Raw genomic sequence first — 26,990 nt, forward strand, 5'->3', positions numbered from 1 at the left:
GCCTAGTACTGTCGTGGTCTTATTTTCCCCGGCGGCAAGGGCCGGGGGCGATACCTGCGCAGACGCCGAGGCAGAAGACCTACAGGCCCCAGTTTTCCCGCAGCGCTCTTTCAAACTCCACCGCCGGCAGCGGGCGCGAGAACAAATAGCCTTGCACTTCGTCACAGCCTGAACTCTTCAGGAAGGCCAGCTGCTCCGCCGTTTCCACGCCTTCCGCGATCACTTTATGGTGCAGCTGCTGGGCAATGCTGATGATGGTGCTGGCGATGGCGCAGTCGCTGGCGTCTGTCGGGATGCCGGTGGTGAACGAGCGGTCGATCTTGAGCGTGTCGATGGGGAAACGCTTGAGGTAGGACAAGCTTGAGTAGCCGGTGCCGAAATCGTCCAGCGACAGGGCCACGCCCAGCGCCGTGATGCGGTCCATGATGCCGATCACGCGCTCGATGTTGTGCATCAGCGTGCTTTCCGTGATTTCCAGCTCCAGCCAGGCCGCTTCGAGACCGTAGCGGGCCAGAGTGGCCGCCACCCTGGCGGGCAGGGCCGAGGTGAATTCGCGCGCGGAAACGTTGACGGCCAGACGGATGGGAGGCAGGCCGGCCAGTTTCCACGCCTGCGCCTGGGCGCAAGCCGCTTCCAGGACCCATTCGCCCACCTGCACCACCAGGCCCGTCGATTCGGCCAGGGGAATAAACTCGGCGGGCGGGATCATGCCGTGCTGCGGGTGGAGCCAGCGCACCAGGGCCTCTGCACCGATGATGCGGCCGCTGCCCAAGGCGTATTTCGGCTGGTAGTGCAGCAGCAATTGCTGTTCCGATAATGCCTGGCGCAAGCCTGTCTCCAGGCGCATGCGTGCCTGCATGCCCACGTTCATGTCCTGACTGTAAAAGGCCACGCTTTCCGCTTCACCGCCGCTGTCCTGCTTGGCGCGGTACATGGCGATGTCGGCCAAGCGCAGCAGGGTTTCCGCGTCCTGCCCGTCTTGCGGATACACACTGATGCCGATGCTGGCGCCCACGCGCAAGTCGTGGCCTTCGATCAGGAACGGTTGCACCAGGGAAGCGAGCAACTTTTGCGCCACCATGCTGGCCTCGAAATGCTGGCCGATGTCGAACAGGCCAACGGCGAACTCGTCGCCACCCAGGCGCGCCACCAGGTCCTGGTCGCGCAATACCTTGCGGAAACGCAGCGAAACTTGCCGCAGCAATTCGTCGCCGATGCGCCGGCCCAGGGTGTCGTTGATCAGCTTAAAACGGTTCAGGTCGATGAACAGCACGCAACCGAGCATCTTGCTGCGCTGCGCCACGCTCAGGGCCTGGTCCACCAGCTTGGCCAGCAAGGTGCGGTTGGGCAGGCTGGTCAGCGGGTCGTAATACGCCAGGTGGTGCAGGCGCTCTTCGGCCAGCTTGCGTTCCGTGATGTCCGTCAGGTAGGCGATGAGTCCGATGGGCTTGTCGTCCATGTCCTGCAGCGGCGACAAGGACAGGCTGGCCCAGAAGATTTCGCCTGATTTCTTTCGGCGGCGCACCTCCATCAGGCGCCCTCCCTGCTCCAGGAAGGCGTCGTGGAAACCGGTGTCTTCATCGTCGTACAGGAACAAAATGTTGCGCCCCACGGCTTCCACCGAGGTATAGCCAAACAGGCGCTCGGCGCCCTTGTTCCAGCTGGTGATGTAGCCGGTCAAGTCCATCGTCAGCACGGATTCGTGCAATTGGTCGAGGATTTGCGTCTGCTGCGCCAGCAAGGCTTCAACTTGCGCAAAAGCATGGGTCGAACGTTGCGCCAGCGAATGCACCTGCAGCACACCGGCCGTCAGCGATGCCAGGCTGGCCAGGTGGCGGCGGTCGGCCTCGTTGTACAGGCTGCGTCCGGCCACGCTGTAATGGCCGAAGCAGTGGCCGTCGAAACTGATTTCCTGCAGCAAGGCAGACGTATCGCGCGGGAAAAGTGCGGGCGCTGCAGCGGCGTCCATGCTGGCCGCAGGCAGGAACTGGCCATGCGGGCTGGCCATCACGGCGCTGGCGATACGGCCCAGTTCGGCCACCAGCGCGGGGCCACGCAAACGCACGACGGCATCGCACAGGGCGGCGCTGTCACCAAGGTAATCCGACACCGGCAGCAAGGTCATGTTACAGGTTCCGGCTGACCTGGATGGCCCATTGGTAGGCCTGTAGCAGGCTGCGCCAATAGGTTTCTCCATCGATGCCGGCACGGCGCAAGCCTTCGGGCGGCGGCGTGGCGCTTTCGACCAGCGCCAGCAAGGTGCCCAGTTCGCCATTGCGCTCCAGCAAGGCGGCGCTGACTTCGGGGGCAAGGTTCAGGGTGGCGATGATGTCCGGCATGGGCATGCCCAGCAGGACGTCGAGCAGGGAAAACACGCCCGCCATGAAGGCCAGGTCTTGCGCGTCGCGGTCGCCGCCGCGCAGTTGGCACAGCGCTTCCATCTGCGCCGCGCGCACGGCCGCCAGCGGCAGCAGCGCGTGGATCTTGCCATCGTCTTGCTGGCGCGCATACAGCAGCAGTTGCAGCCAGCGCTGCAGCTGGCGCCGGCCCAGCAGCGTGATGGCCTGGCTGAAGCTGGTAATCGGCGCCGTGAAACCGAAGGCGGCTGAGTTGACCAGTTTCAATAAATGATAGCTGAGCGATGGGTCTTGCTTGAGCGGCACTTCCAGCTCGTGCGCGTCGGCATCGCGGGCCAGCAGGCCCAGCAGCGCCAGCAGCCGGCGCCGCGAGGTGGCGTCTTCCGGTTCGCTTTGCTGGCGCGCATGGTGCAGGGCGTAATCACCGGCAAACCAGCTCGCACCCAGCGCTTGCGAGGCAGCAAACTGCTCGGCGTCGACGATGTTGTAAGCCAGGTGCGGCCCCGGCAACGGCAGCAGCTGATGCAGGCCCGGGCGTGCGCCCGCCGCGTCAAAACTCAGCGCGCGCGCCTCGACCTGCGCCGCCACCACGGGACCGGCATCGGCGCCATCGAGCAGGATGCGATAGCCGGCGTCGCGCCATTGCTGGCATTTTTTCTGGATCTGCTTGTCGCCGGCAAGCTGGGCCGGCAAACGGAAAATGGTGCGTTGCGGCGCCAGTTGCGCCAGCACGGCCTCGTCCACGCCATGCGGATCGGCCAGGGGAATGATGCAGTCGAGCGGCGCCAGGAAGGCATACGCATCGGCGGCGGCCAGCACCGCCAGCAGCGGCGCCGTCGAGGCCTGCGGTATATGCAAGGTGACAGCGACCCACTCGTTATGAGCATTGGCCACTGCTTGTAATCCCACCAACGGAAACAGGTTTGATTCAGACGCTGACATCGGTATCTCAGTGTGGGTAGGGCGCCATAGTAAATAAACTGACCAGCATTGGCAACCCTGGCCCGACAGGGATGCCCTCGACAGCGAGAATCATTCTATCCGAATCTCACCAGTGAAACAGTTTAATTTTGGCAATAAATGTTCAAAAAAAACATTCCGCCGGGAGACCCGCCTGTCATGCGGGTTTGCAAAAACCCGCCGTGACGCCAGCGCCGTTCAGGCGCCGCCGCCATGCGCATGCTCGACCGCATATTTGATCAATTCGGCCTGCCCTTCGATGCCCAGCTTGCGCTTGATGTTCAGGCGGTGCGTCTCCACCGTGCGCACGCTCAGGTCTAGGTCGCGGGCGATCTGCTTGTTCGACTGGCCCGCCGCGATGTGCTGCAGCACTTGCTGCTCGCGCGTGGTGAGGAAGGAATCGTGCACTTGCGGGCGTGACAATTGCCGCGCCAGGGCCGCACTGTAATAAATGCCGCCGGACATCACCGTCTCGATGGCGAAGACGATATCTTTCCCTGGAGCATCTTTGAGCACATAGCCGCGCGCGCCGGCGGCGATGGCTTGCGACACATATTCGAGCTTGTCGTGCATGGACAGGATCAGCACGGCAATCTGCGGAAACGCCTGCTTGAACAGCGCCGTCGCTTCGATGCCGTTGATGCCGCGCATATTAATATCCATCAACACGAGGTCCACCTGGTGGAGGCGCGCCTGGGCCAGCGCCTCGTCGGCGCCGCCCGCCTCGGCCACCACGTCGAAATGCACCACCGCCTCCAGGCGCGCGCGCAAGCCGTCGCGCACGAGGGGATGGTCGTCCACCAGCAGGATGTTGATCGTCTCGGTCATGTATATCTATCAGTGTGTGGGTGGAAGGGCGAGCCGCGCCAGCACCAGGGTGCCGGCCGGGGACGATGTGATGTGCAGGCTGCCGCCGATGGCTTCCATGCGTTCCGTCATGTTGCGCAGGCCGATGCCGCGCTGCGGATGCAGGGCGATGCCGTCGAAGTCGAAGCCGCCGCCATTATCCTGGATACGCAATTCCACGGCCTTGCCCGCCTCGCGCAGGCTCACTTCCACGCCGCTGGCGTGGGCATGGCGCTCGCAATTGGTCAGCGCTTCCTGGGCGATGCGGAACAACACGGTATTGACCATGTCGGGCAAGCCCTCGCCCGCCGCTACCGGACTGGCCGTGAAACTGGCTTGCGCGCTGCTGCTGTCATTGAATTCGTGCACCAGGTGGTCGAGCGCCGCGGCCAGGCCCAGGTCGTCTAGGATGGCCGGGCGCAGATTGTGCGAAATGCGCCGCACTTCGCCCAGCACCTTGTTCAGCTGCTCGGCGGCCCGCTCGAACGTGGCGGGCGCCTTGTCTTTCTGCTCGGCATTGCCGGCCAGGCGCGCGATACCCGCCTCGATCTGCAGCTTGATGGAGACCAGCCACTGGCTGATGCCGTCATGCAAGTCGCGCGACAGCCGCGCCCGCTCTTCCTCCTGCGACTCGACCACCCGTTGCGCCAGCACTTTCAGCTTGGCGTCGGCCACGCGCAATTCGCGCAAGTTCAGCGCCAGGCCACTGGCGGCCACCAGCAGGGAGCCGAGGATGGCGATGGCGGCGATCAGTTCCATGGTCGAGCGGATATTGCGCGACTGCTGGGCGTCGACCTTGGCCAACGCCTGGTCCACGTCATCCATGTAGATGCCGGTGCCCATCATCCAGCCCCATTCCGGCATCAATATCACATAGCCGAGCTTGGGCGCCGACTTGTTCGTCGAGGGCTTGATCCAGTTGTAGCGCTCGAAGCCGCCGCCGCTCTTCGCCCGCTGCATCAGGCGCTGGATGGTCAGATTGCCGTCCGCGTCGCGCAACTCCCACAGATTTTGCCCCACCAATTCGGGCTGGCGCGGATGCATCAGCGACTTGCCCTGCAAATCATAGATGAAGAAATAGCCGTCGTCGCCATAGCTGAGGGCCGACAGGATGCGCTTGGCTTCCTCTTGCGTGGCGGCATCCTTGCGCCCAGAACCATACAGCGAGGCGATGGAATGGCTGGCCAGGGTCACGTAATGCTTGAGTTCGGCTTCCTTGCTGGCCAGATACGCCTGCTGGATGGTGGCGCGCTGCTGCTCAGCCAGGGTAATGGCCTGGTGCCGCACGGCAAACGCGATGGCGCACAGGGCAAGAATGAGCGGCGTGATGGCCAGGAAGATGACTTTCTGTCTGAGTTTCATGGCCTTGCGCGCTCCGGCGGCGTCGATGCTGGTGGGAATGCGTGATTTTACGTCGCAGCGCCGCGCTAGCCCTGCGTAGTAATACTGAGCGGTACTGCGTAGTCGTGCGCTTGCGGCAATTATACGATTCCTGAATACTTGCCATAAGCTGCAAATACACCAAAAGTAACATCAAACTGGCGACGACCAGGACCCGCAGCACACATCATCGCACGGCATAGCGCCCGTCAATCTCTGGAGGAAGCATGAACCGCATTTTCAAACAGCTCGGCTGGGCAGCGCTTGCGCTGGCCGGCGCCGGGTCCCTGGGCGTCGTCGCCCTGCAACGTGGCGAACCGATCAGCGCGATCTGGATCGTCATCGCCGCCGTCTGCGTCTACCTGATCGCCTACCGTTTCTACAGCCTGTTCATCGCCGACAAGGTGCTGGGCTTGGACGCGCGCCGCATGACGCCCGCCTTCAAGCACAACGATGGCCTGGATCACGTGCCGACGAATAAATATGTGCTGTTCGGCCACCATTTCGCGGCGATCGCCGGCGCCGGTCCACTGGTCGGCCCCGTGCTGGCCGCGCAGATGGGCTATTTGCCCGGCATGCTGTGGATTTTGGCGGGCGTGGTGTTTGCGGGCGCCGTGCAGGATTTCATCGTGCTGTTCATTTCCATGCGCCGCGACGGCCGCTCGCTGGGCGACCTGATCAAGGCTGAACTGGGCGAAATTCCCGGCATGATTGCGCTCTTGGGCTGCTTCATGATCATGGTCATTATTTTGGCCGTGCTGGCATTGATCGTCGTCAAGGCGCTGACCGGTTCCCCATGGGGCAGCTTCACCGTGATGGCGACCATCCCCATCGCCCTGTTCATGGGCGTGTACTCGCGCTTCATCCGCGTGGGCCGCATCGGCGAAATTTCCATCATCGGCTTCGTGCTGCTGATGCTGGCCATCATTGGCGGCCAGTACGTGCAGGAATCCGCCGTGCTGGGCCCGATGTTCACCTTCACGGGCACGGAACTGACGTGGATGCTGATCGGCTACGGCTTCATCGCTTCCGTGCTGCCCGTATGGCTGCTGCTGGCGCCGCGCGACTACCTGTCCACTTTCCTGAAAATCGGCACGATTCTGGGCCTGGCCATCGGCATCATCGTCGTCGCGCCTTACCTGAAAATGCCGGCCATGACCAAGTTCATCGACGGCTCCGGCCCCGTCTGGTCGGGCAATCTGTTCCCCTTCCTGTTCATTACCATCGCCTGCGGCGCCGTTTCCGGCTTCCACGCGCTGATTTCCTCGGGCACCACGCCGAAGATGATTGAAAACGAAAGCCACGCCCGCTTCATCGGCTATGGCGCCATGCTGATGGAATCGTTTGTTGCCATCATGGCCCTGGTAGCCGCCTCGACCATCGAGCCAGGCATCTACTTCGCCATGAACAGCCCGGCAGCCCTGATCGGCACCACGGCCGAGTCGGCCGCACAGGCGATTTCGCAATGGGGTTTCTACGTGACGCCGGAAATGCTGACGCAAACGGCCAAGGATGTTGGCGAGCACAGCATCATCTCGCGCGCGGGCGGCGCACCGACCCTGGCGGTGGGCATGGCACAGATCTTGTCCGGCGCCATCGGCGGCAAGGTCATGATGGCCTTCTGGTACCACTTTGCCATCTTGTTCGAAGCGCTGTTCATCCTGACGGCCGTCGACGCGGGCACACGTGCGGGCCGCTTCATGCTGCAAGACTTGCTGGGCAGCTTCGTGCCTAGCCTGAAACAGACGGAAAACGTCATCGCCAACCTGCTGGCCACGGGCCTGTGCGTGGCGGCCTGGGGTTACTTCCTGTACCAGGGCGTGGTCGATCCATTGGGCGGCATCAACACCCTGTGGCCGCTTTTCGGCATCGCCAACCAGATGCTGGCGGCGATTGCCCTGATCCTCGGCACTTGCGTGCTGTTCAAGATGAAAAAGGGCCGGTACGCGTGGGTCACCATCACGCCGACCATCTGGCTGCTGCTGTGCACCCTGACGGCGGGCTGGCAAAAGATTTTCGACGCCAATCCGCGCGTGGGTTTCCTCGCGCATGCGAAGAAATACTCGGCGGCACTCGATGAAGGCACCCTGCTGGCGCCGGCCAAGTCGGTGGCGCAGATGCAGCAGATCATCTTCAACGACTACCTGGACGCCGGCCTGGCCGCCTTCTTCGTCATCGTCGTGATCAGCGTGCTGTTCTTCGGCATCCGCACCATCATGAAGGCGCGCGCCGACAGCCAGCCTAGCACCAGAGAAACACCGTTCCAGGCCATGCCCACGGTGCAATGATGCTAGACGAAATCATCAAGGCTGGACGGTATCTGGGGCAAAGCATGCGGCTCATGTGCGGCTTGCCCGAGTACGACACCTATGTGGCGCACCGGGAATTAACCCATCCCGGCGAGCCGATGATGACGTATGAAGAGTTCTTCCGCGAACGGCAGGAAGCCCGTTATGGCGGAGCCGGCAAACGCGGCGGCTGTTGCTAGGTGGACACCGGACAAAACCTGCTGCGCGTCGGTATAGGCGGCCTGCGATGCTCACCGCCTCGGCGGCCCCGTACAAAGTACGGTTGCGCTTCTTAGCCACCTCTCCCTTCCGCTCGCGACGGTTTTGTCCGGTGTCGTAACTCAGTAAAGGGCAGTCTTGGGCGGTCTTGCGGGACCGCCCTATTTGTTTCATCTCGTATAAGTTCCCCTCCCCTCTCTTCCCTTAGACCCACATCAATATCTGGGTGTGTCTTCGCGTCTATATTTTTCCAATAGGCATTAAAAAAACAGTCAATGGATAGCCCGGAGAAGCGCCGCCATCATGTTCAATTTCCAACGCTCCAGCATCAGCCAGAAGTTGACCATGATTTCGGTGCTGTCGTCAGGCTGCGCGCTGCTGCTGGTGTTCGTGGCGTTTGCGCTGACGTCCGTGCTCAGCCACAAGAACGATGAAGGCAAGCAATTGCTGTCGCTGGCGGGCGTAATCGGTGCGGCCAGCGCGGTGCCTTTGCTGGCGGGCAAGCCTGCCCAGGCGCAGGCGCAACAGGTGCTGGCGTCACTGGCCGCGCGCGACGAGATTGCCCAGGCGGCCCTGTTTGACCGGGGCGGGCGCCTGTTCGCCCTGTACCGCGCGCCGCAGCACGCCGAGGGACTGGCTACGCCGGAAGACATGGACCCGGCCCTGCTGGCCGACATGGCCGTGCAGCCCGTCACGCAAGGCGCGGGCACGACCCTGGCGCCCGCCATGCGTTTGTACCATCCCGTGTACCGGCCAGGCGAGGCGCAACAGATCATCGGCGCCGTGCTGATCGAGGCCGACCTGAACCACATGTGGCGCGACATCGGCCGCCACGTGGGCGCCATCGGCGGCGCCACCGTGCTGTCCTTCCTGGTGGCCGTGTTTCTGGCGCGGCGCTTCAAGAGCGTGATTGCCGAACCGATCACCAAGCTGATTGATACAGCGCAAAAAGTGTCGAGCAGCCAGACCTACAGCCACCGCATCGCGCACCAGCGCAGCGACGAGCTGGGCGTGCTGATCGACAGTTTCAACGACATGCTGGCGCAGATCGACAGCCGCGACAGCACCCTGGCCAATTACCGCGACCAGCTCGAACGCCAGGTGGGCGTGCGCACGGCGCAGCTGGAAAAGGCCAAGGACGCGGCCGAGGCGGCCAGCCAGGCGAAGAGCGCGTTCCTCGCCACCATGAGCCATGAAATCCGCACGCCCATGAATGGCGTGCTGGGCATGACGGAACTGCTGCTGGCCAGCCCTTTGAGCCCGCAGCAGCGCCACTACACGAGCATGGTGCAGCGCTCGGGACAGAATTTGCTGGTAATCATCAACGACATCCTCGACTTTTCCAAGATCGAGGCGGGCAAGCTGAGCGTGGAATACATCCGCTTCAATTTCCGCGAATTGCTCGACGATATAGAACACGTATTCGCGCCGCAGGCGGAAGCGAAAAATATCAGCCTGGAATTCGATATCGCCCACGACATTCCCATCGCCATCTGCGGCGACCCGAACCGTTTGCGCCAGATCATCGTCAATCTGCTGGGCAATGCCATCAAGTTCACGGAAACGGGCCAGGTCACCGTCAAAGTGGCAGTGTGCAGCGAAGACGCGCCCAGCGTGGGCTTGCGCTTCGAGGTGCACGATACGGGCATCGGCGTCTCCAGCGAGGCGCAGACGCGCATCTTCGAATCGTTCTCGCAGGCGGATGGCTCGACCACGCGCAAGCACGGCGGCACGGGCCTGGGACTGACGATCTCGAAACAGCTGGTAGGGCTGATGGGCGGCACTATCGGCGTTGATAATGCTTTAACGCAAGGATCGATCTTCTGGTTCGAAGTAAATTTCGATAAGCGGCGCGTCGACAGCGACGACCCGTCCTTCAACCTGAAAACCACGCGAGGGTTACGCGCCTTGATCGTCGACCACACACCTGCCACGCGCGCCGTGCTGGAACGGCAACTGGCCAGCTGGCACATCGTCAGCGACAGCGCCGGCACGGCCAGCGACTGCCTGGGCAAGCTGCGCGCAGCCGCGCAGGCGGGCACGCCGTATGCAGTGGCCCTGCTCGACATGGAATTGCCGCGCACCAGCGGCCTGGCCCTGGCCGCCACCATCAAGAGCGACCCGCTGCTGGCCGACCTCAAGCTTCTGCTGCTGAGCACGGAGCAGGCGGCGGCCGACCCCGTGCAGCGGCGCGAGGCGGGCGTGGCCTTCCAGCTGATCAAGCCGGCGCGCGAATGCGACCTGTTCGACTGCATCGTCACGCCGCCGCGCGCCAGCGAGGGCATGCGCATCCATCCGCCGCACGCGGCGCGGCAGGTGGGCCGGCGCCAGCGCCGCCGCGTGCTGCTGGCCGAGGACAATCGCGTCAACGTGGAAGTGGCGCTGGCCATGCTCGACAGCCTGGGCCTGGATGTGGTGTGTGCGGGCAACGGCGAAGAAGCCTTGCAGGCGGCGCAGGCCGAGGATTTCGATCTGATACTGATGGATTGCCAGATGCCCGTGATGGATGGCTTTGCCGCCACGGCGGAAATCCGCCGCCATGAACAGCAGTGCGGCCACGCGCGCGTGCTGCCCATCGTCGCCATCACGGCCAATGCGCTGCAGGGCGACCGCGAAGCATGCCTGGCGGCCGGCATGGACGATTACCTGAGCAAACCGTTCACGCAGCAAGACCTGGGCCACACGATCGCGCGCTGGATCACCCTGCCGCGCGCGGCCACCGTGCACCACAGCGAGGCGCCGCAGCCGCAAACGCCGCAAGCGCCTGTGGAAATGCCGCCCGAGGTGCAGCTGCCCGTGCCTACCGTCCCGCCCGCCGGCCTGCCGCTGAACCGGCAGGCGCTGGAAAACATCCGCGCCCTGTCGCGCGCCGATGGCGATGCGCTGCTGGAACGCGTCATCCTCGCTTTTACCGGCGAGACGCCACGCCAATTGAGCGCCATGCGCGCAGCGATTGCCGGCGCGGATGCGGAAGCGCTGCGCAAGGTGGCGCACAGCCTCAAGTCGGGCAGCGCCAACGTGGGCGCCGATGGCCTGGCGCAGCTGTGCAAGGAAATGGAAAAACTGGGCCGCGCCGGCAGTACCGAGGGCGCCGCCATCCTGCTGCAGCAGATGCAGCAAGCCTTCCTGGCCGTACGCGAATCGCTGAGCGCCATCCTCGTGAAGGAACACTGACATGACAGCGCCCCTCCCTCCCCCACGCGGCCTGGTGCTGGTCGCCGACGACGATCCCGTGATGCGCCTGCTGATGCGGCAAATGCTCACGCAGGTGGGCCTGGACGTGATCGAGGCCGAGGATGGCGTGCAGGCGCTGGCCAGCTACAAGCACAGCGGGCCGGACCTGGTCATGCTCGACGTCGACATGCCGGCCCTGGACGGCTTTGCCGTGTGCCGCGAAATCCGCCGCCAGGAAGTGGGCGGCACCGTACCCATCATCATGGTCACGGGCGACGACGAGCTGGAAGCGGTCACGCGTGCCTACGAGGTGGGCGCCACGGATTTCATTTCCAAGCCCATCAACTGGCCCATCCTGGGTCATCGCGCGCTGTACGTGTTGCGCGCCAGCGACGCCATCGCCCGCCTGCGCATCGCCGACGCGCACAACCGCGCCGTGCTGGCCGCCATCCCCGACACCTTCTTTCGTCTGAACCGCGAGGGCTTTTATCTCGACTATGAACAGGGGCACGACGCCAGCGCGGGCTTTTCCATCAGCGACTGCGTGGGCAGCCATATCGGCGACGTGCTACCGCCCGAAATCGCCGCGCGCCTGCTGGACAAGGCGCACGCCGTGCTGGCCACGCAGCACATCGGCTCGGTCGACTACACGCTCACGCACGAAAACAGCACGCGCCATTTCGAAGCGCGCCTGGTGGCAACGGGGGCCGACGAGGTGCTGGGCCTGGTGCGCGACATCAGCGAGCGCAAGCGCACGGAAGAGCAGATCCGCCGCCTCGCCTATTGCGACAGCCTGACGGGCATCCCCAACCGGCAAGCCTTCCTGGAAACGCTGGAACGCGAACTGGTGCGCTCGAAAGAGCACGACAAGAAATTCGCCGTGCTGTTCATGGACCTCGATGCCTTCAAGCGCATCAACGACACCCTGGGCCACGACGTGGGCGACCATTTGCTCAAGGTGGTGTCCGGACGCCTGCGCGAAACCATCCGCCCCAGCGACCTGGTTCTGCGCGCCGAACACGAGTTTGAGGCCAGCTCCGGCGGCAGCAATCTGGCGCGCCTGGGCGGAGACGAATTCACAATATTGATTCCCGACCTGGAGCGGGTGGAAGATGCGCTCAACGTGGCGCACAGGGTCAAGGAAGCCATGCGGCGCCCCTTCATGATCGAGGGGCACGAGATTTTCGTCACGGCCAGCATCGGCATTTCGCTGTATCCGGAAGATGGAGAGGATTGCAATTCGCTGTTGAAATATGCGGACACGGCCATGTACCACGCAAAGAACTGCGGCAAGAACAACGCCAAGCTCTACAGTTCATCGCTGACGATGGAAATCATGAGCCACGTGAAAATGGAAGTGGGGCTGCGCAAGGCCTTGCAAAACAACGAACTGTACCTGCTGTACCAGCCGCAGATCGACGTGCCCAGCACGCAGATCGTGGGCGTGGAAGCGCTGGTCCGGTGGCGCCATCCCGAACGGGGCATCATTTCGCCCACGGAATTCATCCCGCTGGCCGAAGAGACGGGGCTGATCGTGCCCATCGGCGAATGGGTGCTGCGCACGGCCTGCAACCAGGCCAAGGCGTGGCAAAGCGATGGCGGGCGTGCCATCCGCATGGCCGTGAACCTGTCGGCCAAGCAATTCAAGGATGAAAACCTGATGCAGATCGTGCTCTCGGTGCTGGCCGACACGGGCCTCGATGCGCGCCTGCTGGAACTGGAATTGACGGAAGGAACGTTGATGGACGATGCGCGCGCCACCATGGTGACCCTGGAGCAATTGCGCGGCATCGGCGTGTACCTGTCGATCGATGACTTCGGCACGGGCTACTCGTCGATGAATTACCTGAAACGCTTCGACGTGCGGGCCTTAAAAATCGACAAGAGTTTTATCGCCGGCTTGCCGCAAGATACGGAAAACGCGGCCATCACGCGCGCCATCATTGCCATGGCGCATGGCTTGAAGATGGTGGTGGTGGCCGAGGGCGTGGAGACGGACGAGCAGTTGCTGATGCTGGAAGAATACGGCTGCGACATGGCGCAAGGCTATTTCCTGGGCCACCCGTCGCCGCACGACACGATCACGGCCATGCTGGCCAGGCAAGCCGACCAACTGGCCAGCCTGGAAACTAGAGCACTTCGAAGGCAAGGATTTGCGTGACTTGCTGCGCGTTGAAATTGTCGTCGGAAATCATCACCAGGCTGCGGCGGCCGTTTTCCAGGCGCGGGCCCCAGCTGATGCCTTCGATATTATCGACTCTTTCAAGACCGATCTTTTCCAGGTCCAGCAGCAATCGCTTGCGCGCCGGCATATAGGCCGCGCCCGCCAGGGCCGCGATGGACTGGATATCGGTGGCGCCCTCCGTCTCCATCGCATAGATGCGCACGTGGTTCGTATACACGCCATCGGCGTGTTCCACGCCGGCCCGCTCCACCACCAGCAACTGGTGGTCATTCACGGCGAGGATTTCCGACACGCCATTGTCCGCTTCGCGTCCCGGCGCGGGCCGCGACGCCACCGGCTCAATCGGATAAGCATACTGGCGCAGCACCTTGCCCGCGCGGTCCAGGCGCGTGATGCGCACCACGGAGCCGTGATCGGGCGTGGCCAGCGGGCCATCCTGGTACAGGGCCGCTTCCATGCCCAGCCACAAGCTCTTGCCATCCGAGGAAAACGACAGCGCTTCAAAACTCATGTTGTTGCGCGAACCGATTTCTTCCTTCGAGACATTGAACATGGCGGGCGTGGGCAAGGTGGCCAGATACTTGCCATCGTGGTCTGCGTGGCGCACGAAGGGGTGCAAGCCCACCTTGCGGTTGCCTTCGCTGCCGTACCACAGGCTGCCGTCCTGCGGGTCGACGCGGATGGTTTCGATGTCGGGCACCTGGTCGCCACTTTCCAGCTTGGCATGTGCCAGGTTCGGATAGCGGCTGCCGTCGGGCTGCGTGAAGAAATGCACGCTGCTCAGGGTCACGCCCGTAAACGCCTTGCTGTCGTAGGCCAAAGTGGCGCGGTAGAAGCGGGCCGGATTGATTTCCGAACGGTCATCGCTTTCCATCACCCAGCTGTTGCTGTCCGCAGCGTAATCGATGCCGGACAAGCCGCCCACCGTGGTGCCCTCGAACGCGTGCCTGAGCGCGATGCGCTGCTCGCCGATCAGGCGCAGGGTCGTGATCGGCGCATCGTGGGGGAAGCTGGCGCAAGCCGAGAGGAGGATGGCGGCAGACGCCAGGGCAAGCGCGCTACGCGCGCGGCGGAACAATGGAGGCATGATCGGTATCGTTGAGTCGGCAGGAGCGTGGCTTACACCACGCCATCGGTCTTGAGCCGCGCGATGGCGGCCGCATCATAGCCCAGCGACGCCAGCACTTCGTCGTTATGCTGGCCCAGGGTCGGTCCTAGCCACTGGGTCTTGCCCGGCGTGGCGGACAGTTTCGGGCTGATGGCGGGCAATTTGACGGGCGTGCCGTCAGCGAAATGGTGTTGTTCAAACATATCGCGGGCGAGAAATTGCGGATCGCTCAGCATATCGCGCACGGAGTAAATTTTTCCGGACGGCACGTCGGCCGCCTTCAGCACGGCCAGCGCGCTGTTGATCGTGTGCGTGGCGCACCACGCGCCGATGGCGTCATCGATTTCCTGCGTGCGCGCCACCCGGCCGTCGTTGCGCGCCAGCTGCGGGTCGCCCGCCATGTCGATGCGGCCCATGGCCAGCATCAGGCGCTTGAAGATGGCGTCGCCGTTGCCTGCGATGACGATGTTTTCGCCGTCACCCGTGGTGTAGGTATTCGACGGCACGATGCCGGGCAAGGAGCCGCCCGTGCGCTCGCGCACCACGCCCGCCTGGTCATATTCAGGTACCAGCGACTCCATCAGGTTAAACACGGATTCGTACAGGGCCACGTCGACCATCTGGCCTTCGCCGGCAACCGCACCACCCGTCACATCGCGGTGGCGCAGGGCCATCATGGCGCCGATCACGCCATGCAGGGCCGCCACCGAGTCGCCAATCGACACGCCGACCCGCACGGGCGGACGGTCGGCAAAGCCGGACACATAGCGCAAGCCGCCCATGGATTCGCCGATGGCGCCGAAACCCGGCAAATCCTTCATCGGACCCGTCTGGCCAAAGCCGGACAGGCGCACCATGATGAGGGAGGGCTTGTCTTTCTTCAACTGCTCATAGCCGAGATCCCACTTTTCCAGCACGCCGGGGCGGTAATTCTCGACGATGATGTCCGCTTCCAGGGCCAGCTGGCGGGCGATGGCCCGGCCTTCCGGCGTTTTCAGATTCAAGGTCAGACTTTTCTTGTTGCGCGCCTGCACCGACCACCACAAGGAGGTGCCATCCTTCAGCACGCGCCAGGTACGGATAGGGTCGCCGCCATCGGGCGACTCGATCTTGATCACGTCGGCGCCGAATTCGGCCAGCATGCGGGCGCAGAACGGCCCCGCGATCAGGGTGCCCAGTTCCAGGACTTTGATGCCCGTCAAGGGACCAGCGTTCGCGGAGGATTCTGTCATATTGTGCTCAGGTTGCCCTGCGGTCGAGCATCGCGCGGGCAATCGTGCCCGCGTCGACGTATTCCAGTTCGCCGCCCACGGGCACGCCGCGGGCCAGACGGCTCACGCGCAAGCCCCGCGCCTTCAGCATTTCGCTGATGTAATGGGCCGTCGCTTCGCCTTCATTGGTGAAGTTGGTGGCAAGCACCACTTCACCCACCACGCCATCGTTGGCGCGGCCCAGCAATTTTTCAAGGTGGATATCTTTCGGGCCGATGCCGTCCAGCGGAGAGAGCCGCCCCATGAGGACGAAATACAGGCCCTTGTAGGTCAGCGTCTGCTCGATCATCAACTGGTCGGCGGGCGTTTCCACCACGCACAGCAAGCGCTTGTCGCGCTCTTCGTCGAGACAGGTCTCGCACACTTCGTGTTCGGTAAAGGTATTGCACAGGCCGCAGTGATGCACGGCATCGACGGCCTGGAACAGGGCGCGCGACAGCATGGCCGCGCCTTCCCTATCGTGCTGCAACAAATGAAATGCCATCCGCTGCGCCGACTTGGGGCCGACGCCGGGCAGGCGCCGCAGCGCCTCGGTCAAAAATTCAAGCGACTTGGACATGGATCAACCCTGCCCCGTGCCACAGATCGAGCGCATGCGGTATGGCATCAGAATGGCATTTTGAAGCCGGCTGGCAAGTTCATGCCACCGGTCAAGCCTGCCATTTTTTCAGCGGACGTCGCTTCCGCCTTGCGCACGGCGTCGTTGAAGGCGGCAGCCACCAGGTCTTCCAGCATGTCCTTGTCGTCGGCCAGCAGCGACGGGTCGATGGAAACGCGCTTGACGTCGTTCTTGCACGTCATGACGATTTTGACGAGGCCGGCGCCGGACTGGCCTTCCACTTCCACCAGCGCCAGTTGTTCCTGGGCCTTTTTCATGTTGTCTTGCATTGCTTGCGCCTGCTTCATCAGGCCAGCCAGTTGATTTTTCATCATAAGAATGCTCCGTTAATTCAGTTTGTGAGTTTGTTAATCATCAATGCAGGGTCGGCGCGGCGGAGCCGGCCGGTGCAGGGGTAATCGTTCCCGGCACGACAAAAGCGTCAAATGCACGCTTCATGTCGAGCACGAAGGGGTCGCTGGCAATGATTTCTTCCGCTTGCAGCTGGCACGCCTCGCGGTGCGCCTGCGCTTCTGCGCTGGCCGTGTACCAGACGGCGCCCAGTTCCGTATCGACCGCGACCTTGCGGCCAAAGCGTTCGGTGAGCGCGGCCGCCAGTTTTTCCACGTTGGCCGGACTGCGCCACGTGTCGATCGGTACGCGCAGGCGGAACGTGGTGCTGTGGCCATCGTGCAGGCATTCGATCAGCTCGGCCTGCACGGCCAGCTGCTGGGCCACGCCGCGCAAGGGCAGCACAGCGGCGACGGCCGGCCAGTTGCCATCCCAATCGAGGCCCGGCACGGGCGTGATCACATACGGTCCGCTGGGCGCGGCTTGCTTGGCGGCACGCTGCGGCATGACGACGGCGGGCTGCTCAGTGCTCTGCGCGGCTGGCGCCGACACGGCGGCCGAGGCGCTATCGTCGGAAAATTCGGTAACCCACGGCGGCAAGTCGTCGTCGGCGGGCGCCTGCTGTGGCGGCGGTGCGGCAGGACGCGCCTGCTGCACGGGTGCGGGGGCTTCCATGACGGCCACGGGCGGCGCATCGTCCCACGGCGCCGGCGCTTTCGCGGCGGCCGGCGGTGGCGGCGCCGCCTGAACGGGCGCTGCCGGCACTGGCGCGGCTACGGCAGCGGCCGGGGCCGGTGCGGGGGCAGCTGGCTTGGGCGCCGATGATGGCGCCGATGGCGTGCTGCCCGGACGACCTTTCGACGCGGCGCGGGCCGCTTCCAGCGCCGCGTTGATGGCGGCGCGGGCGGAACTGATGGGCGCGCCCGATGCTGCCGGGGCAGCCGCAGCCGCAGCAGGAGCGGCGGCGGCGGGCGGCGGCGCTGCTGGTGCCGGCGCTGCTACAGGTGCGGGTGCCGGTGCCGCCACGCGTGGCGGCGGCGCTTCGCTGCGGGCCATGCTGGCGGCAGCGGCGGCCACGACGGCGGGCGGTGTCACGGCTGCGTGGCTGGCCACGCTGTTCGTGGCGGCCCGGGCTGCCGGGACGGACGCCCCTGCCGCGGCGCGCGCGGCGGCCACGGCAGCGGGACGGTTACCATGTACAGAAGCCGGTGCGACGGCCGGCATGCCATCGGCGCCGCCTATGCCGGGCCGAAAGGCCAGCATGCGCAGCAAGGTCATGGTAAAGCCCGCGTATTCGTCGGGCGCCAGGCCCAGTTCATTGCGGCCATGCACGGCGATCTGGTAGAACAGCTGCACTTCTTCCGCATCAAACGCGGCAGACAGGCGCACGATATCTGCATACTCGGGCAAATCCTGCGGCAAGGCGGCTGGCACGGTTTGCGCCAGCGCAATGCGATGCAGCAAAGTACCCAGGTCTTGCAGCGCGCCGTTATACGACAGGCTGCGCGACGCCATCTCGTCGGCCACGGCCAGCAAGTCGGCACCGTCCTGCTGCGCCAGCGCGTCGAGCAGGCGCACCAGGTAGGACTGGTCGAGCGCGCCCAACATGCCTTGCACGGCATCCAAGGTCACTGCGCCGGCCGCATACGCAATGGCCTGGTCCGTCAGCGACAGCGCATCGCGCATGGAACCGTGGGCGCCCTGGGCCAGCAGGCGCAAGGCCGGCTGTTCGAAATCGATGCCTTCCTGTCCCAGGATATTGTCCAGGTGGCTGATGATGTGGCCGGGCGGCATCTGCTTGAGGTTGAACTGCAGGCAGCGCGACAGCACGGTGACGGGAATCTTTTGCGGGTCCGTCGTGGCCAGGATGAATTTGACGTGCTCGGGCGGCTCTTCCAGCGTTTTCAGCATGGAATTGAACGCGTGGTTCGTCAGCATGTGCACCTCATCGATCATATAGACCTTGAAGCGCGCATTGCTTGGCGCGTAGACCGCTTGTTCCAGCAACTGCGCCATTTCATCGACGCCGCGGTTCGACGCCGCATCCATCTCTATATAGTCGACAAAGCGTCCCGCATCGATCGCCGTGCACGCTTCGCACACGCCGCAAGGCTGGGCGGTGATGCCGCCCGTGCCATCGGGGCCGATGCAATTGAGCGATTTGGCCAGGATGCGCGACAGGGTCGTCTTGCCGACGCCGCGCGTGCCCGTGAACAAATAGGCGTGATGCAATCGGCCGCTGTGCAAGGCATGCGTGAGCGCGCGCACGACGTGCTCCTGGCCGACGAGCGTCTCGAAATTCTTGGGGCGGTATTTACGGGCGAGGACTTGATAGGACATGCTGAGATTTTACCATGCGAGTTGCGGTGTGATCCTGCGCGGCGGGCGCAAGCCTCATGGCCGGGCCAGGCTTCCTGGCAAACGCGGCAAAGCAGCAATTGTATAACATGGCCCGGTAGAAACAGGGAAAACACGGCAAGCCCGGCAATGCTGCGGGTCGGCAAGAAAATGTGGTCGTAAAAGCAAAAAAGCTGCCCATGGCAGCTTGATTGGTGATCCTGATAAACATTCCCGAAGGAGGCGAGCCTGATCTGCGGCACTCATGGTTAATAGCCGTGGCTGCTTCGTTCCCGACCTGACCAGGTTAGCCATGCCACGATGCGCAGGGGCCCGCCAGGGACAATTATAACCGGTCTGGGGCGGATTGGGGAAGCAAGCTGAAATCCGGGGTCAGCCCCCCGGTCGAGTTGGCAATGACCTTGGTGTTAGCGGTGTTGAGGGTCTGACCCCAGCCGCTCTACAAACCCAGCTCTTGCCAGATGCCATCCACCTTGGCCTTCACTTCCGGCGTCATGGCAATCGTCGTGCCCCACTCGCGCGTCGTTTCGCCCGGCCATTTATTCGTCGCGTCGATGCCCATCTTGCTGCCCAGACCGCTGACCGGCGAAGCGAAGTCCAGGTAGTCGATGGGCGTGTTGTCGACCAGGGTGGTGTCGCGGATGGGGTCGACGCGCGTGGTGATGGCCCAGATGACCTCTTTCCAGTCGCGGATATTCACGTCTTCGTCGACCACTACGATGAACTTGGTATACATGAACTGGCGCAAGAAGCTCCACACGCCGAACATCACGCGCTTGGCGTGGCCCGCGTACTGCTTCTTGATCTGCACCACGGCCATGCGGTAGCTGCAGCCTTCGGGCGGCAGATAGAAATCTGTGATTTCGCTGAACTGCTTTTGCAGCAGGGGCACGAACACTTCGTTCAGGGCCAGGCCCAGCACGGCCGGCTCGTCCGGCGGCTTGCCCGTGTAGGTGGAGTGATAGATCGGGTCGCGACGCATGGTGATGCGGTCGATGGTAAACACGGGGAAACTGTCCTGCTCATTATAGTAGCCCGTGTGGTCGCCATACGGCCCTTCCAGCGCATGCTCATAGCCACTCGGATGGTTTTCGTCCGGATAGATATGGCCTTCGAGCACGATTTCAGCCGAGGCGGGCACGCGCAGCTCGCTGCCGATGGCTTTCACCAGCTCCGTGCGGCTGCCGCGCAGCAAGCCCGCGAACTGGTATTCGGACAGGCTGTCCGGCACCGGCGTCACGGCCCCTAATATAGTAGCGGGATCGGCGCCCAGCGCGACGGCGATCGGATACGGCTTGCCCTTGCTTTGAATCGCATGCTCGCGGAAGTCCAGCGCCCCGCCCCGGTGCGCCAGCCAGCGCATGATGACCTTGTTGCGCCCCAATACCTGCTGGCGGTAAATGCCCAGGTTTTGCCGCTTCTTGTTCGGGCCCTTGGTGATTACCAGGCCCCAGGTGATCAGGGGGGCGATATCGCCGGGCCAACAATGCTGAATGGGCAGGCGCGCCAGGTCCACGTCGTTGCCTTCCCAGACGATTTCCTGGCACTTCGCGCCGCGCAACTCTTTCGGCGACATGTCCCACACGGATTTCACCAGCGAACCCAGACCCAGCAAATCCTTGAAATCCTTCGGCGGTTCCGGCTCCTTCAGGCGCGCCAGCACATGACCGATCTTGCGCAACTCGCTGACATCTTCCGCCCCCATGCCCAGCGCCACGCGGCGCGTGGTGCCGAACAGATTGCCCAGCACCGGCATCGTGTGTCCCGTCGGATGATTGAACAGCAAGGCCGGCCCACCTGCGCGCAAGGTGCGGTCGCAAACCTCCGTCATCTCCAAAATCGGTGAAATGGGGGTCGAAATGGGCTTAAGTTCACCCATTTGTTGCAGTTGGGAAATAAAATCTCGCAAATCTGAATATTTCATGTGTTTTTAATTTTTTTTGACGTCGGACGCCGTTGCTGAAGGATCTATGCCAAGTAATTGATTTTATTGGCTTTTGGCACAATGCAAGACAAAAAGTAAGACATAAAAGTAATAAAGAATCGATTCGTTAGTATTGACTTGATATAAAACGGCTTCTACAATTCGCCCAACTTGAAAGAGCACGCCGGCCCAGAGCTTGATTTTAGCGTTTCTCTTTCATTCACGGAGTCGGGGCTCCACATGACATTTTAAGGAGTGTTTTCAAAAGGCGTCTGCCTTACCCCCGGTAAAAGTTGTATTGCGACTGATCCAATACCAAAACGGGACCGATCAGCTCAAGCAAGCAATGACGGCGTTTCTCGCACGCATCCATACGCGGCGGAAACGATGATATTTCTGATGCACGGCATTGGCAGTACCCACAACACCGCGAGACCGCGGAGGGACTGCCTGTTGACGCGACATTTCGGGGAACTCTATGACTCATCGTAGCACTGAAGCAGCATTGCCTGCTTCAACCGTGGCTGGCCAGCCAGCGTTGGCGCGTTTGCGCGCCCGCGCACAGGCCATTTCGGCACGTGGCGTATTAACCACGGCGCAACACACACTGACAGTCTTCGGCATTTCCGCCCTGGCACTGATCGCCCTGCTGATGTTCCGCCCCGACCTGGGCAAGCAACTGACGCACAGCCTGTTCCCGCTGCCCATGGCAGAGGCGCAAGCCGTTGAAGCACCGGCCCTGTCGGCACTGATGGAAGCGCCTGCTTCCGTGCAAACGGCCGCCGCCAACGACGCACCTTTGACCAAGGAAGAAAAAGCCTTGCTGGGCACGCAAAAGCAGCAGCAATGGGTCACCACCTGGCTCTCCAAGCGCTACCGCGTGGCCAACGATGCGACCAATATGTTGGTGTCGACGGCCTACCTGACGGCACGCGAAATCAAACTGGACCCGCTGCTGATCCTGGCCGTAATGGCCATCGAATCGGGCTTGAACCCGTTCGCCGAAAGCCCAGTGGGCGCGCAAGGCCTGATGCAAGTCATGTCGAAAGTGCACCATGAGCGCTTCCAGGAAATGGGCGGCGTACAAGCAGCCCTCAATCCAGTGGCCAACATCCGTGTCGGCTCATTGATCCTAAAAGACTACGTCACGCGTGGCGGTTCCGTCGAAGCGGGCTTGAAAACCTACGTGGGCGCCGCCAACTTCGCCACCGACTCGGGCTACGGTTCGCGCGTGCTGGCAGAATACCGCCGCCTGAAGCAAGTATCGGCCGGCCAGCGCGTGCCGACCACGACGCCAGTGATGGCTTCGAACACGCCAGCGCCAGCCAAGGCACCGGCAGCGGAAAGTGGCATCACCATCAAAGTGCTGCCCCACAACGAGATCGCCGGCCTGTGACCCTTTAAAAGCCCTCACAGGGGCGTCAAAATAGAAAAGCCACCGACACTTGCGTGCGGTGGCTTTTTTATTGCCCTGCGGCGCTAGCCGCAGGAACTGCTCTTCTATTACTTGCGCTTGTTGGCGTTGACTTCTTCCTCGCGGAATTTCACTGCCAGCTTGTCCAGCACGCCGTTCACATACTTGTGGCCGTCGATGCCGCCAAACGACTTGGCCAACTCGACCGCTTCGTTGATGACGACGCGGTACGGGATTTCCATGTTGTTCTTCAGCTCGAAAGCGCCGATCAGCAGGATGCCGTGTTCGATCGGCGACAGCTCCGCGATGTTGCGGTCGATCAAGGGTGCCATGCTGTCGCGCAGCGCCAGCGAATCCTTGATGGTGCCGTACAGCAGCACCGTGAAATGATCGCCATCGGCCTTGTCGAAGCCATGCGCGGCGCGAATATTGTTCACGACGGTGGTCGCGTCTTCATTGTTCAGCAGCCACTGGTACAAGCCCTGCAGCGCAAACTCGCGCGCGCGGTGACGCGGCGTGCGGTTTTTGCTGGGATTGGCGAGCAAATTTTTCTCAGTCATGATTGTTACCTGTTCTTAAATACGTATGTACTGCAAATAGTGACGAATACCGCGGCGCGCTGCCAGGCAGCACACTGCGGCGCAAGCACGATTAATCTTCGTCTGTGTCTTGCAACTCTTCCAGCGCTTGCGCCAGATTGGCCATTTCCACTGCCACGCGTGCCGCTTCGGCTCCCTTGACCAGCATGCGCACTTCCGCCTGCTCGTCGTTTTCGGTCGTCAACACTGCGTTGGCGATAGGGATGCCGTAATCGAGACCGATGCGCGTGATGCCCGCGCCCGATTCGTTCGATACCAGCTCGAAGTGGTAGGTTTCACCGCGAATCACGGCGCCCAGTGCGATCAGGGCGTCGAATTGCTCGGTTTCTGCCATTTTTTGCAGAATCAGTGGGATTTCCAGGGCGCCCGGCACGGTCACGTGCAGGATATCTTCATCGGCCACGCCCAGCTTGCTCAACTCTTCCAGGCATGCCGACAGCAAGCCACCACCGACGATTTCATTGAATCGTGCCTGGACGATACCGACGCGCAAACCTTCGCCGGCAAAATTTGTTTCGTATGTTCCTACGGTCATCATATGCCTCTTTAATCTGGTGGTTCAGGGCGACACGCACATGCCGCCATCGTTTACTCTCTCATCGACGCCTGACAAAATCGTAGCGAGCGGCAGTGAGTTGTGGCCGAGAAGCGCAACTGTACGAATAGTACAGTGAGCATCGCAGGCCGCAAATCGCGACGCGCAGTAGATTTAGTTAGGCGTCCTGGCCTGGATGGCACTGAAAACCCGTAACTTCCAGGTCGAAACCGACCATCGACGGCATCTTGCGGGGGCTGGCAAGCAACTGCATCTTGCTCACGCCCAGGTCGCGCAGGATTTGCGCGCCGATACCATAGCTGCGCAAGTCCATGCTGGCGGCGCGGCCTTTCGGCTTGGCTTGCGGCGTGTCAAGCGCGGTGAACTGGGCAAACAGCTCGCCCGACGTCTCGCCGCAGTTCAGCAAGACCATCACGCCCCGCTCGGACTGCTTGATGGCAGCCATCGAGGCGGCCACCGTCCACGAGTGGGTGGTCGCTTCGCTTTCCAGCACGTCCAGCAGGGAAACGGGCTGGTGCACGCGCACCAGCGCTTCCAGGCCGGGCGCCAGGTCGCCATGCACGAGGGCCAGATGGGCCGACGCGCTGGGCTTGTCGCGGAACGCGATCAAACGGAATTCGCCGTGCGCCGTGTGCAAAGTGCGCTCGGCAACGCGCTCGACCAGGGATTCCGTCTGGCTGCGGTAATGGATCAGGTCAGCAATCGTGCCGATTTTCAGGCCATGTTGCTCGGCAAACACCAGCAAGTCCGGCAGGCGCGCCATGGTGCCGTCGTCCTTCATGATTTCGCAAATCACGGAAGCGGGCGTCAGGCCGGCCATGGCCGTCAAGTCGCAACCGGCTTCCGTATGGCCTGCGCGCATCAGCACGCCGCCTTTTTGCGCCTTCAGCGGGAAGATATGGCCAGGCTGGACGATATCGCTGGGCTGCGTGCCCTTGGCCACGGCTACCTGGATGGTCCTGGCGCGGTCGGCGGCGGAAATGCCCGTCGTCACGCCTTCGGCCGCTTCGATCGAGACGGTAAAGTTCGTGCCGTAGGCGGTGCCGTTGCGCGACGTCATCATCGACAGGTTCAGCTCGTCGCAACGCTCTTCCGTCAGGGTCAGGCAGACCAGGCCACGCGCATGCGTGATCATGAAATTGATGGCTTCAGGCGTCACGAAATCGGCGGCAAGCACCAGATCGCCTTCATTTTCCCGGTCTTCTTCATCGACCAGTATCACCATGCGGCCGGCGCGCAATTCAGCGACGATCTCTTCGGTGCTGGATATAGACATTATTCATCCTCGTATGACGCCTGGCAAAACCTGCTGCGCGTCGGTATAGGCGGCCTGCGATGCTCACCGTACCTTCGTACGGTTGCGCTTCTCAGCCGCGTCTCCCTTCCGCTCGCGACGGTTTTGCCGGGCGTTGTTAATGTAACTAAAAACTGAACCTGAACCTGAAACATCAAGCGCGAATACTCCGCGAATTTCCGGGAATTTTCTTATAACCTGCTATTTTAAAGGATTTAGCGCTTACGGACCTGAAATAAGACAGGTTTGCGGCACGGGCGCCGCAGCCTGCCCCACAAAGCGCCGATTCCTCGATCCAGCGCAAACGGCGACGCTAAAACGCGCGCCGCCGGCCTTGCGAAGAGCATAAGATCAGCCAGTCACCGCCACGGCGCTGACACACCACTCGCAGCGACACCCCACACAGGAGCGGCAACATGAAAACCAACGGATCGGCCATCTGGTCAGGCGGCATCAAGGACGGCAAGGGCGCCATCAGCACGCGCAGCGGCGCCTTGCAGGAATATCCCTACGGCTTTGCCAGCCGATTCGAAGGCAAGCCCGGCACCAATCCCGAAGAATTGATCGGCGCCGCCCACGCGGGCTGCTTCACCATGGCCCTGTCGCTGATCCTCGGCGAAGCGGGCCTGACTGCGGAAAAGATGGAAACGACGGCCGAAGTCACCCTCGACAAGGTGGACGACGGCTTTGCCATCACGGCCGTCCACCTGACCCTGAAAGCGAAGATACCGGGCGCCGACCAAGCCAGATTCGAGGAATTGACGGGCAAGGCCAAGGCCGGCTGTCCCGTGTCGAAGTTGCTTAAAGCCAACGTTACCCTGGACGCTACCCTACTGCCCTAGATTTTAGGCACGGGCTTGACGGGCGCCACGGCAGCGACGGGCGCCACCAGCGGCAGGCGCGAATCGCTGGCCGGCAATGGCCGATTCATCAAGCCGGGATTCAGCGCCGCATTGTTCAAGTTATAGGCCGCGATGGCCGCCGCCACGGACGGGTCTTGCGATGAAGGCGGCGGCACGGCCATGCCCGCCGCTTGCGCGGTCAGCTCTTGCGCCTGCGCATTTTGCTGGGCCAGCTGGGCTTGCGCCGTCGCAAGACCCGCATCGGCCTGCACTTGCGCTTCGCGTACCAACGACTGCGTCCGGGCGGACGCCGCCTGTATCGCTCCTGCGGATTCCTCCTGCAGCGCCTGCTGATCGGTATTCATGCGTTCGCTGTCGATGCGCTGGGCATCCACGCGCTGGCTGTCTGTCCGCTGCGCCTGCAGCAAGTCCTGCTCATCGAGGGTGACGGTTGCCGGCGCCGGTGGCCGCAATTCCTGCAAGTCCAGGTTCAGCTCTTCCGTTTCCAGCTGCTGCTGCAGTTCCAATTGCCGTTGTGCAATGGCAGCAGTTTGTGCCGCCCCCCCTTGAAGCGTGGCCTGCGCGGCGCTGGCCGGCAGTGCTTCGCCCGTCAAATCCGCTACCACAACGGCGGCCAGCGGCGCGCCCTGCAGCTGGACCAGCACGGCGCCCACTTGCGCAAGCACATCCGTTCCCTGTTGCAGGGCATTCAGAGTGGTATGGCTGTCGGCCGCATACGCGGCCTGCAAAGTTACTGCATCGACATCTTCATTACGCAAGTCGATGCCCATGCGGGCCAGCTGTGCTTGCGTGAGCAAACCGCCGTCTTGCGCCAGCGCGGCGGCCGCATCCGTGGTGCCGTCGCCCGACAACAAATCGTAGCGCTGCGCCAGGCTGCCCGGCGTGTCGCCAGCCGTCGCCAGCTGGCTGGCATCGATGCCACTCGTTTGCAGCTGGGCAAACGATTCCGTCAGCTGCCGCGCCAGCGCCAGCAAGTCGTCATTGACATTCACAGGGGTATTTGCCGCCTTGGCCTCGTCCGTGGCGCCCTGCAAGGCCAGCAGTTGCCGGCGCGACAAGGCCACGCCGGACAGGAACTGGCCCAGCGGGGAGATGTCGACCTGGGTCGAGGACTGGATGGCAAGGGCCGCCGCCGCGCTGGACGACGGCACGGGCAGCGCCGGCGCCAGAGGTGCCGTCTCGCCCACGCGGGGCGTTGCCGGTATGGCATTGGGCACGGTTGCGCGCGAAATCGGGTCCATGGCT

Annotated in this window: 20 protein-coding genes and 1 other RNA gene; 6 read left to right on the forward strand and 15 right to left on the reverse strand. The window is 62.9% G+C overall.

All coding sequences use genetic code 11. The features are described from left to right. Positions 1-79: 79 nt before the first annotated feature. The 4 genes from ACQ4W0_RS21400 to ACQ4W0_RS21415 form a co-directional block, all read right to left on the reverse strand. Positions 80-2,125: a putative bifunctional diguanylate cyclase/phosphodiesterase gene (locus tag ACQ4W0_RS21400; RefSeq protein WP_436578584.1), complete on the reverse strand. Its 2,046-nt coding sequence runs from the start codon at positions 2,123-2,125 to the stop codon at positions 80-82. A 1-nt stretch (position 2,126) separates the two neighbouring features. Then, positions 2,127-3,251, reverse strand: coding sequence for an EAL and HDOD domain-containing protein (locus ACQ4W0_RS21405; RefSeq protein WP_436578585.1), 1,125 nt, complete (start codon positions 3,249-3,251; stop codon positions 2,127-2,129). 264 nt (positions 3,252-3,515) lie between these two features. Then, positions 3,516-4,145 (reverse strand): response regulator transcription factor, encoded by a 630-nt coding sequence (locus tag ACQ4W0_RS21410; RefSeq protein ID WP_436578586.1) that lies wholly within the window; start codon positions 4,143-4,145, stop codon positions 3,516-3,518. A gap of 9 nt (positions 4,146-4,154) precedes the next feature. After that, positions 4,155-5,525, reverse strand: coding sequence for a cache domain-containing protein (locus tag ACQ4W0_RS21415; protein ID WP_436578587.1), 1,371 nt, complete (start codon positions 5,523-5,525; stop codon positions 4,155-4,157). 245 nt (positions 5,526-5,770) lie between these two features. Here ACQ4W0_RS21415 and ACQ4W0_RS21420 point away from each other — a divergent pair, with 245 nt between their 5' ends. The 4 genes from ACQ4W0_RS21420 to ACQ4W0_RS21435 all read left to right on the forward strand — a co-directional run bounded on the left by ACQ4W0_RS21420 (position 5,771) and on the right by ACQ4W0_RS21435 (position 13,385). Further along, positions 5,771-7,831, forward strand: a complete 2,061-nt coding sequence (locus tag ACQ4W0_RS21420) for a carbon starvation CstA family protein (RefSeq protein ID WP_436578588.1) — start codon at positions 5,771-5,773, stop codon at positions 7,829-7,831. Continuing rightward, positions 7,831-8,031, forward strand: a complete 201-nt coding sequence (locus tag ACQ4W0_RS21425) for a YbdD/YjiX family protein (protein WP_436578720.1) — start codon at positions 7,831-7,833, stop codon at positions 8,029-8,031. The genes ACQ4W0_RS21420 and ACQ4W0_RS21425 overlap by 1 nt, the downstream gene beginning before the upstream one ends. A 322-nt stretch (positions 8,032-8,353) precedes the next feature. Beyond that, entirely contained in the window at positions 8,354-11,224 is a 2,871-nt protein-coding gene (locus ACQ4W0_RS21430) for a hybrid sensor histidine kinase/response regulator (protein ID WP_436578589.1), read from the forward strand. Position 11,225: 1 nt separating this feature from the next. Further along, entirely contained in the window at positions 11,226-13,385 is a 2,160-nt protein-coding gene (locus ACQ4W0_RS21435) for a putative bifunctional diguanylate cyclase/phosphodiesterase (protein ID WP_436578590.1), read from the forward strand. Here ACQ4W0_RS21435 and ACQ4W0_RS21440 read toward each other — a convergent pair. From ACQ4W0_RS21440 to ubiD, 7 genes are all read right to left on the reverse strand, one after another. Continuing rightward, positions 13,354-14,496 (reverse strand): esterase-like activity of phytase family protein, encoded by a 1,143-nt coding sequence (locus tag ACQ4W0_RS21440; RefSeq protein ID WP_436578591.1) that lies wholly within the window; start codon positions 14,494-14,496, stop codon positions 13,354-13,356. The genes ACQ4W0_RS21435 and ACQ4W0_RS21440 overlap by 32 nt on opposite strands. A gap of 32 nt (positions 14,497-14,528) precedes the next feature. Continuing rightward, a complete protein-coding gene (locus ACQ4W0_RS21445) occupies positions 14,529-15,749 on the reverse strand; it encodes a CaiB/BaiF CoA transferase family protein (protein WP_436578592.1) in 1,221 nt (406 codons plus the stop codon). A gap of 7 nt (positions 15,750-15,756) precedes the next feature. Beyond that, on the reverse strand, positions 15,757-16,347 hold the full coding sequence (gene recR / locus ACQ4W0_RS21450; protein ID WP_071078710.1) for a recombination mediator RecR: 591 nt from the start codon (positions 16,345-16,347) through the stop codon (positions 15,757-15,759). A gap of 47 nt (positions 16,348-16,394) precedes the next feature. Further along, positions 16,395-16,721 (reverse strand): YbaB/EbfC family nucleoid-associated protein, encoded by a 327-nt coding sequence (locus ACQ4W0_RS21455; protein ID WP_034759121.1) that lies wholly within the window; start codon positions 16,719-16,721, stop codon positions 16,395-16,397. 40 nt (positions 16,722-16,761) lie between these two features. Further along, positions 16,762-19,077, reverse strand: a complete 2,316-nt coding sequence (gene dnaX / locus ACQ4W0_RS21460; RefSeq protein WP_436578593.1) for a DNA polymerase III subunit gamma/tau — start codon at positions 19,075-19,077, stop codon at positions 16,762-16,764. A gap of 236 nt (positions 19,078-19,313) precedes the next feature. Continuing rightward, positions 19,314-19,412: signal recognition particle sRNA small type (gene ffs / locus ACQ4W0_RS21465), an RNA gene on the reverse strand. Positions 19,413-19,534: 122 nt separating this feature from the next. Further along, positions 19,535-21,019 (reverse strand): 4-hydroxy-3-polyprenylbenzoate decarboxylase, encoded by a 1,485-nt coding sequence (ubiD, locus tag ACQ4W0_RS21470; protein WP_436578594.1) that lies wholly within the window; start codon positions 21,017-21,019, stop codon positions 19,535-19,537. Between the two features lie 478 nt (positions 21,020-21,497). Between ubiD and ACQ4W0_RS21475 the strand changes: the two genes are divergently transcribed. Next, complete coding sequence (locus tag ACQ4W0_RS21475; RefSeq protein WP_436578595.1) at positions 21,498-22,415, forward strand: transglycosylase SLT domain-containing protein; 918 nt, start codon at positions 21,498-21,500, stop codon at positions 22,413-22,415. Positions 22,416-22,522: 107 nt separating this feature from the next. Here ACQ4W0_RS21475 and nusB read toward each other — a convergent pair whose 3' ends face one another. The 3 genes from nusB to ribBA form a co-directional block, all read right to left on the reverse strand. Then, positions 22,523-22,993, reverse strand: coding sequence for a transcription antitermination factor NusB (nusB, locus tag ACQ4W0_RS21480; protein ID WP_071324693.1), 471 nt, complete (start codon positions 22,991-22,993; stop codon positions 22,523-22,525). Between the two features lie 91 nt (positions 22,994-23,084). Continuing rightward, positions 23,085-23,567, reverse strand: coding sequence for a 6,7-dimethyl-8-ribityllumazine synthase (gene ribH, locus ACQ4W0_RS21485; RefSeq protein ID WP_094445951.1), 483 nt, complete (start codon positions 23,565-23,567; stop codon positions 23,085-23,087). A gap of 178 nt (positions 23,568-23,745) precedes the next feature. Continuing rightward, on the reverse strand, positions 23,746-24,864 hold the full coding sequence (gene ribBA / locus ACQ4W0_RS21490) for a bifunctional 3,4-dihydroxy-2-butanone-4-phosphate synthase/GTP cyclohydrolase II (RefSeq protein ID WP_436578596.1): 1,119 nt from the start codon (positions 24,862-24,864) through the stop codon (positions 23,746-23,748). Between the two features lie 434 nt (positions 24,865-25,298). On the opposite strand from ribBA, the gene ACQ4W0_RS21495 reads away from it, so the two are divergent. After that, positions 25,299-25,724, forward strand: coding sequence for an OsmC family protein (locus tag ACQ4W0_RS21495; protein WP_436578597.1), 426 nt, complete (start codon positions 25,299-25,301; stop codon positions 25,722-25,724). On the opposite strand, the gene ACQ4W0_RS21500 is transcribed toward ACQ4W0_RS21495, so the two are convergent. Further along, on the reverse strand, positions 25,721-26,986 hold the full coding sequence (locus ACQ4W0_RS21500) for a hypothetical protein (RefSeq protein WP_436578598.1): 1,266 nt from the start codon (positions 26,984-26,986) through the stop codon (positions 25,721-25,723). The two genes, ACQ4W0_RS21495 and ACQ4W0_RS21500, sit on opposite strands and share 4 nt — an antisense overlap. Between the last annotated feature and the right edge of the window lie 4 nt (positions 26,987-26,990).

The organism is Janthinobacterium breve, assembly GCF_051380895.1.
In the GTDB taxonomy this organism is placed as follows: domain Bacteria; phylum Pseudomonadota; class Gammaproteobacteria; order Burkholderiales; family Burkholderiaceae_D; genus Janthinobacterium.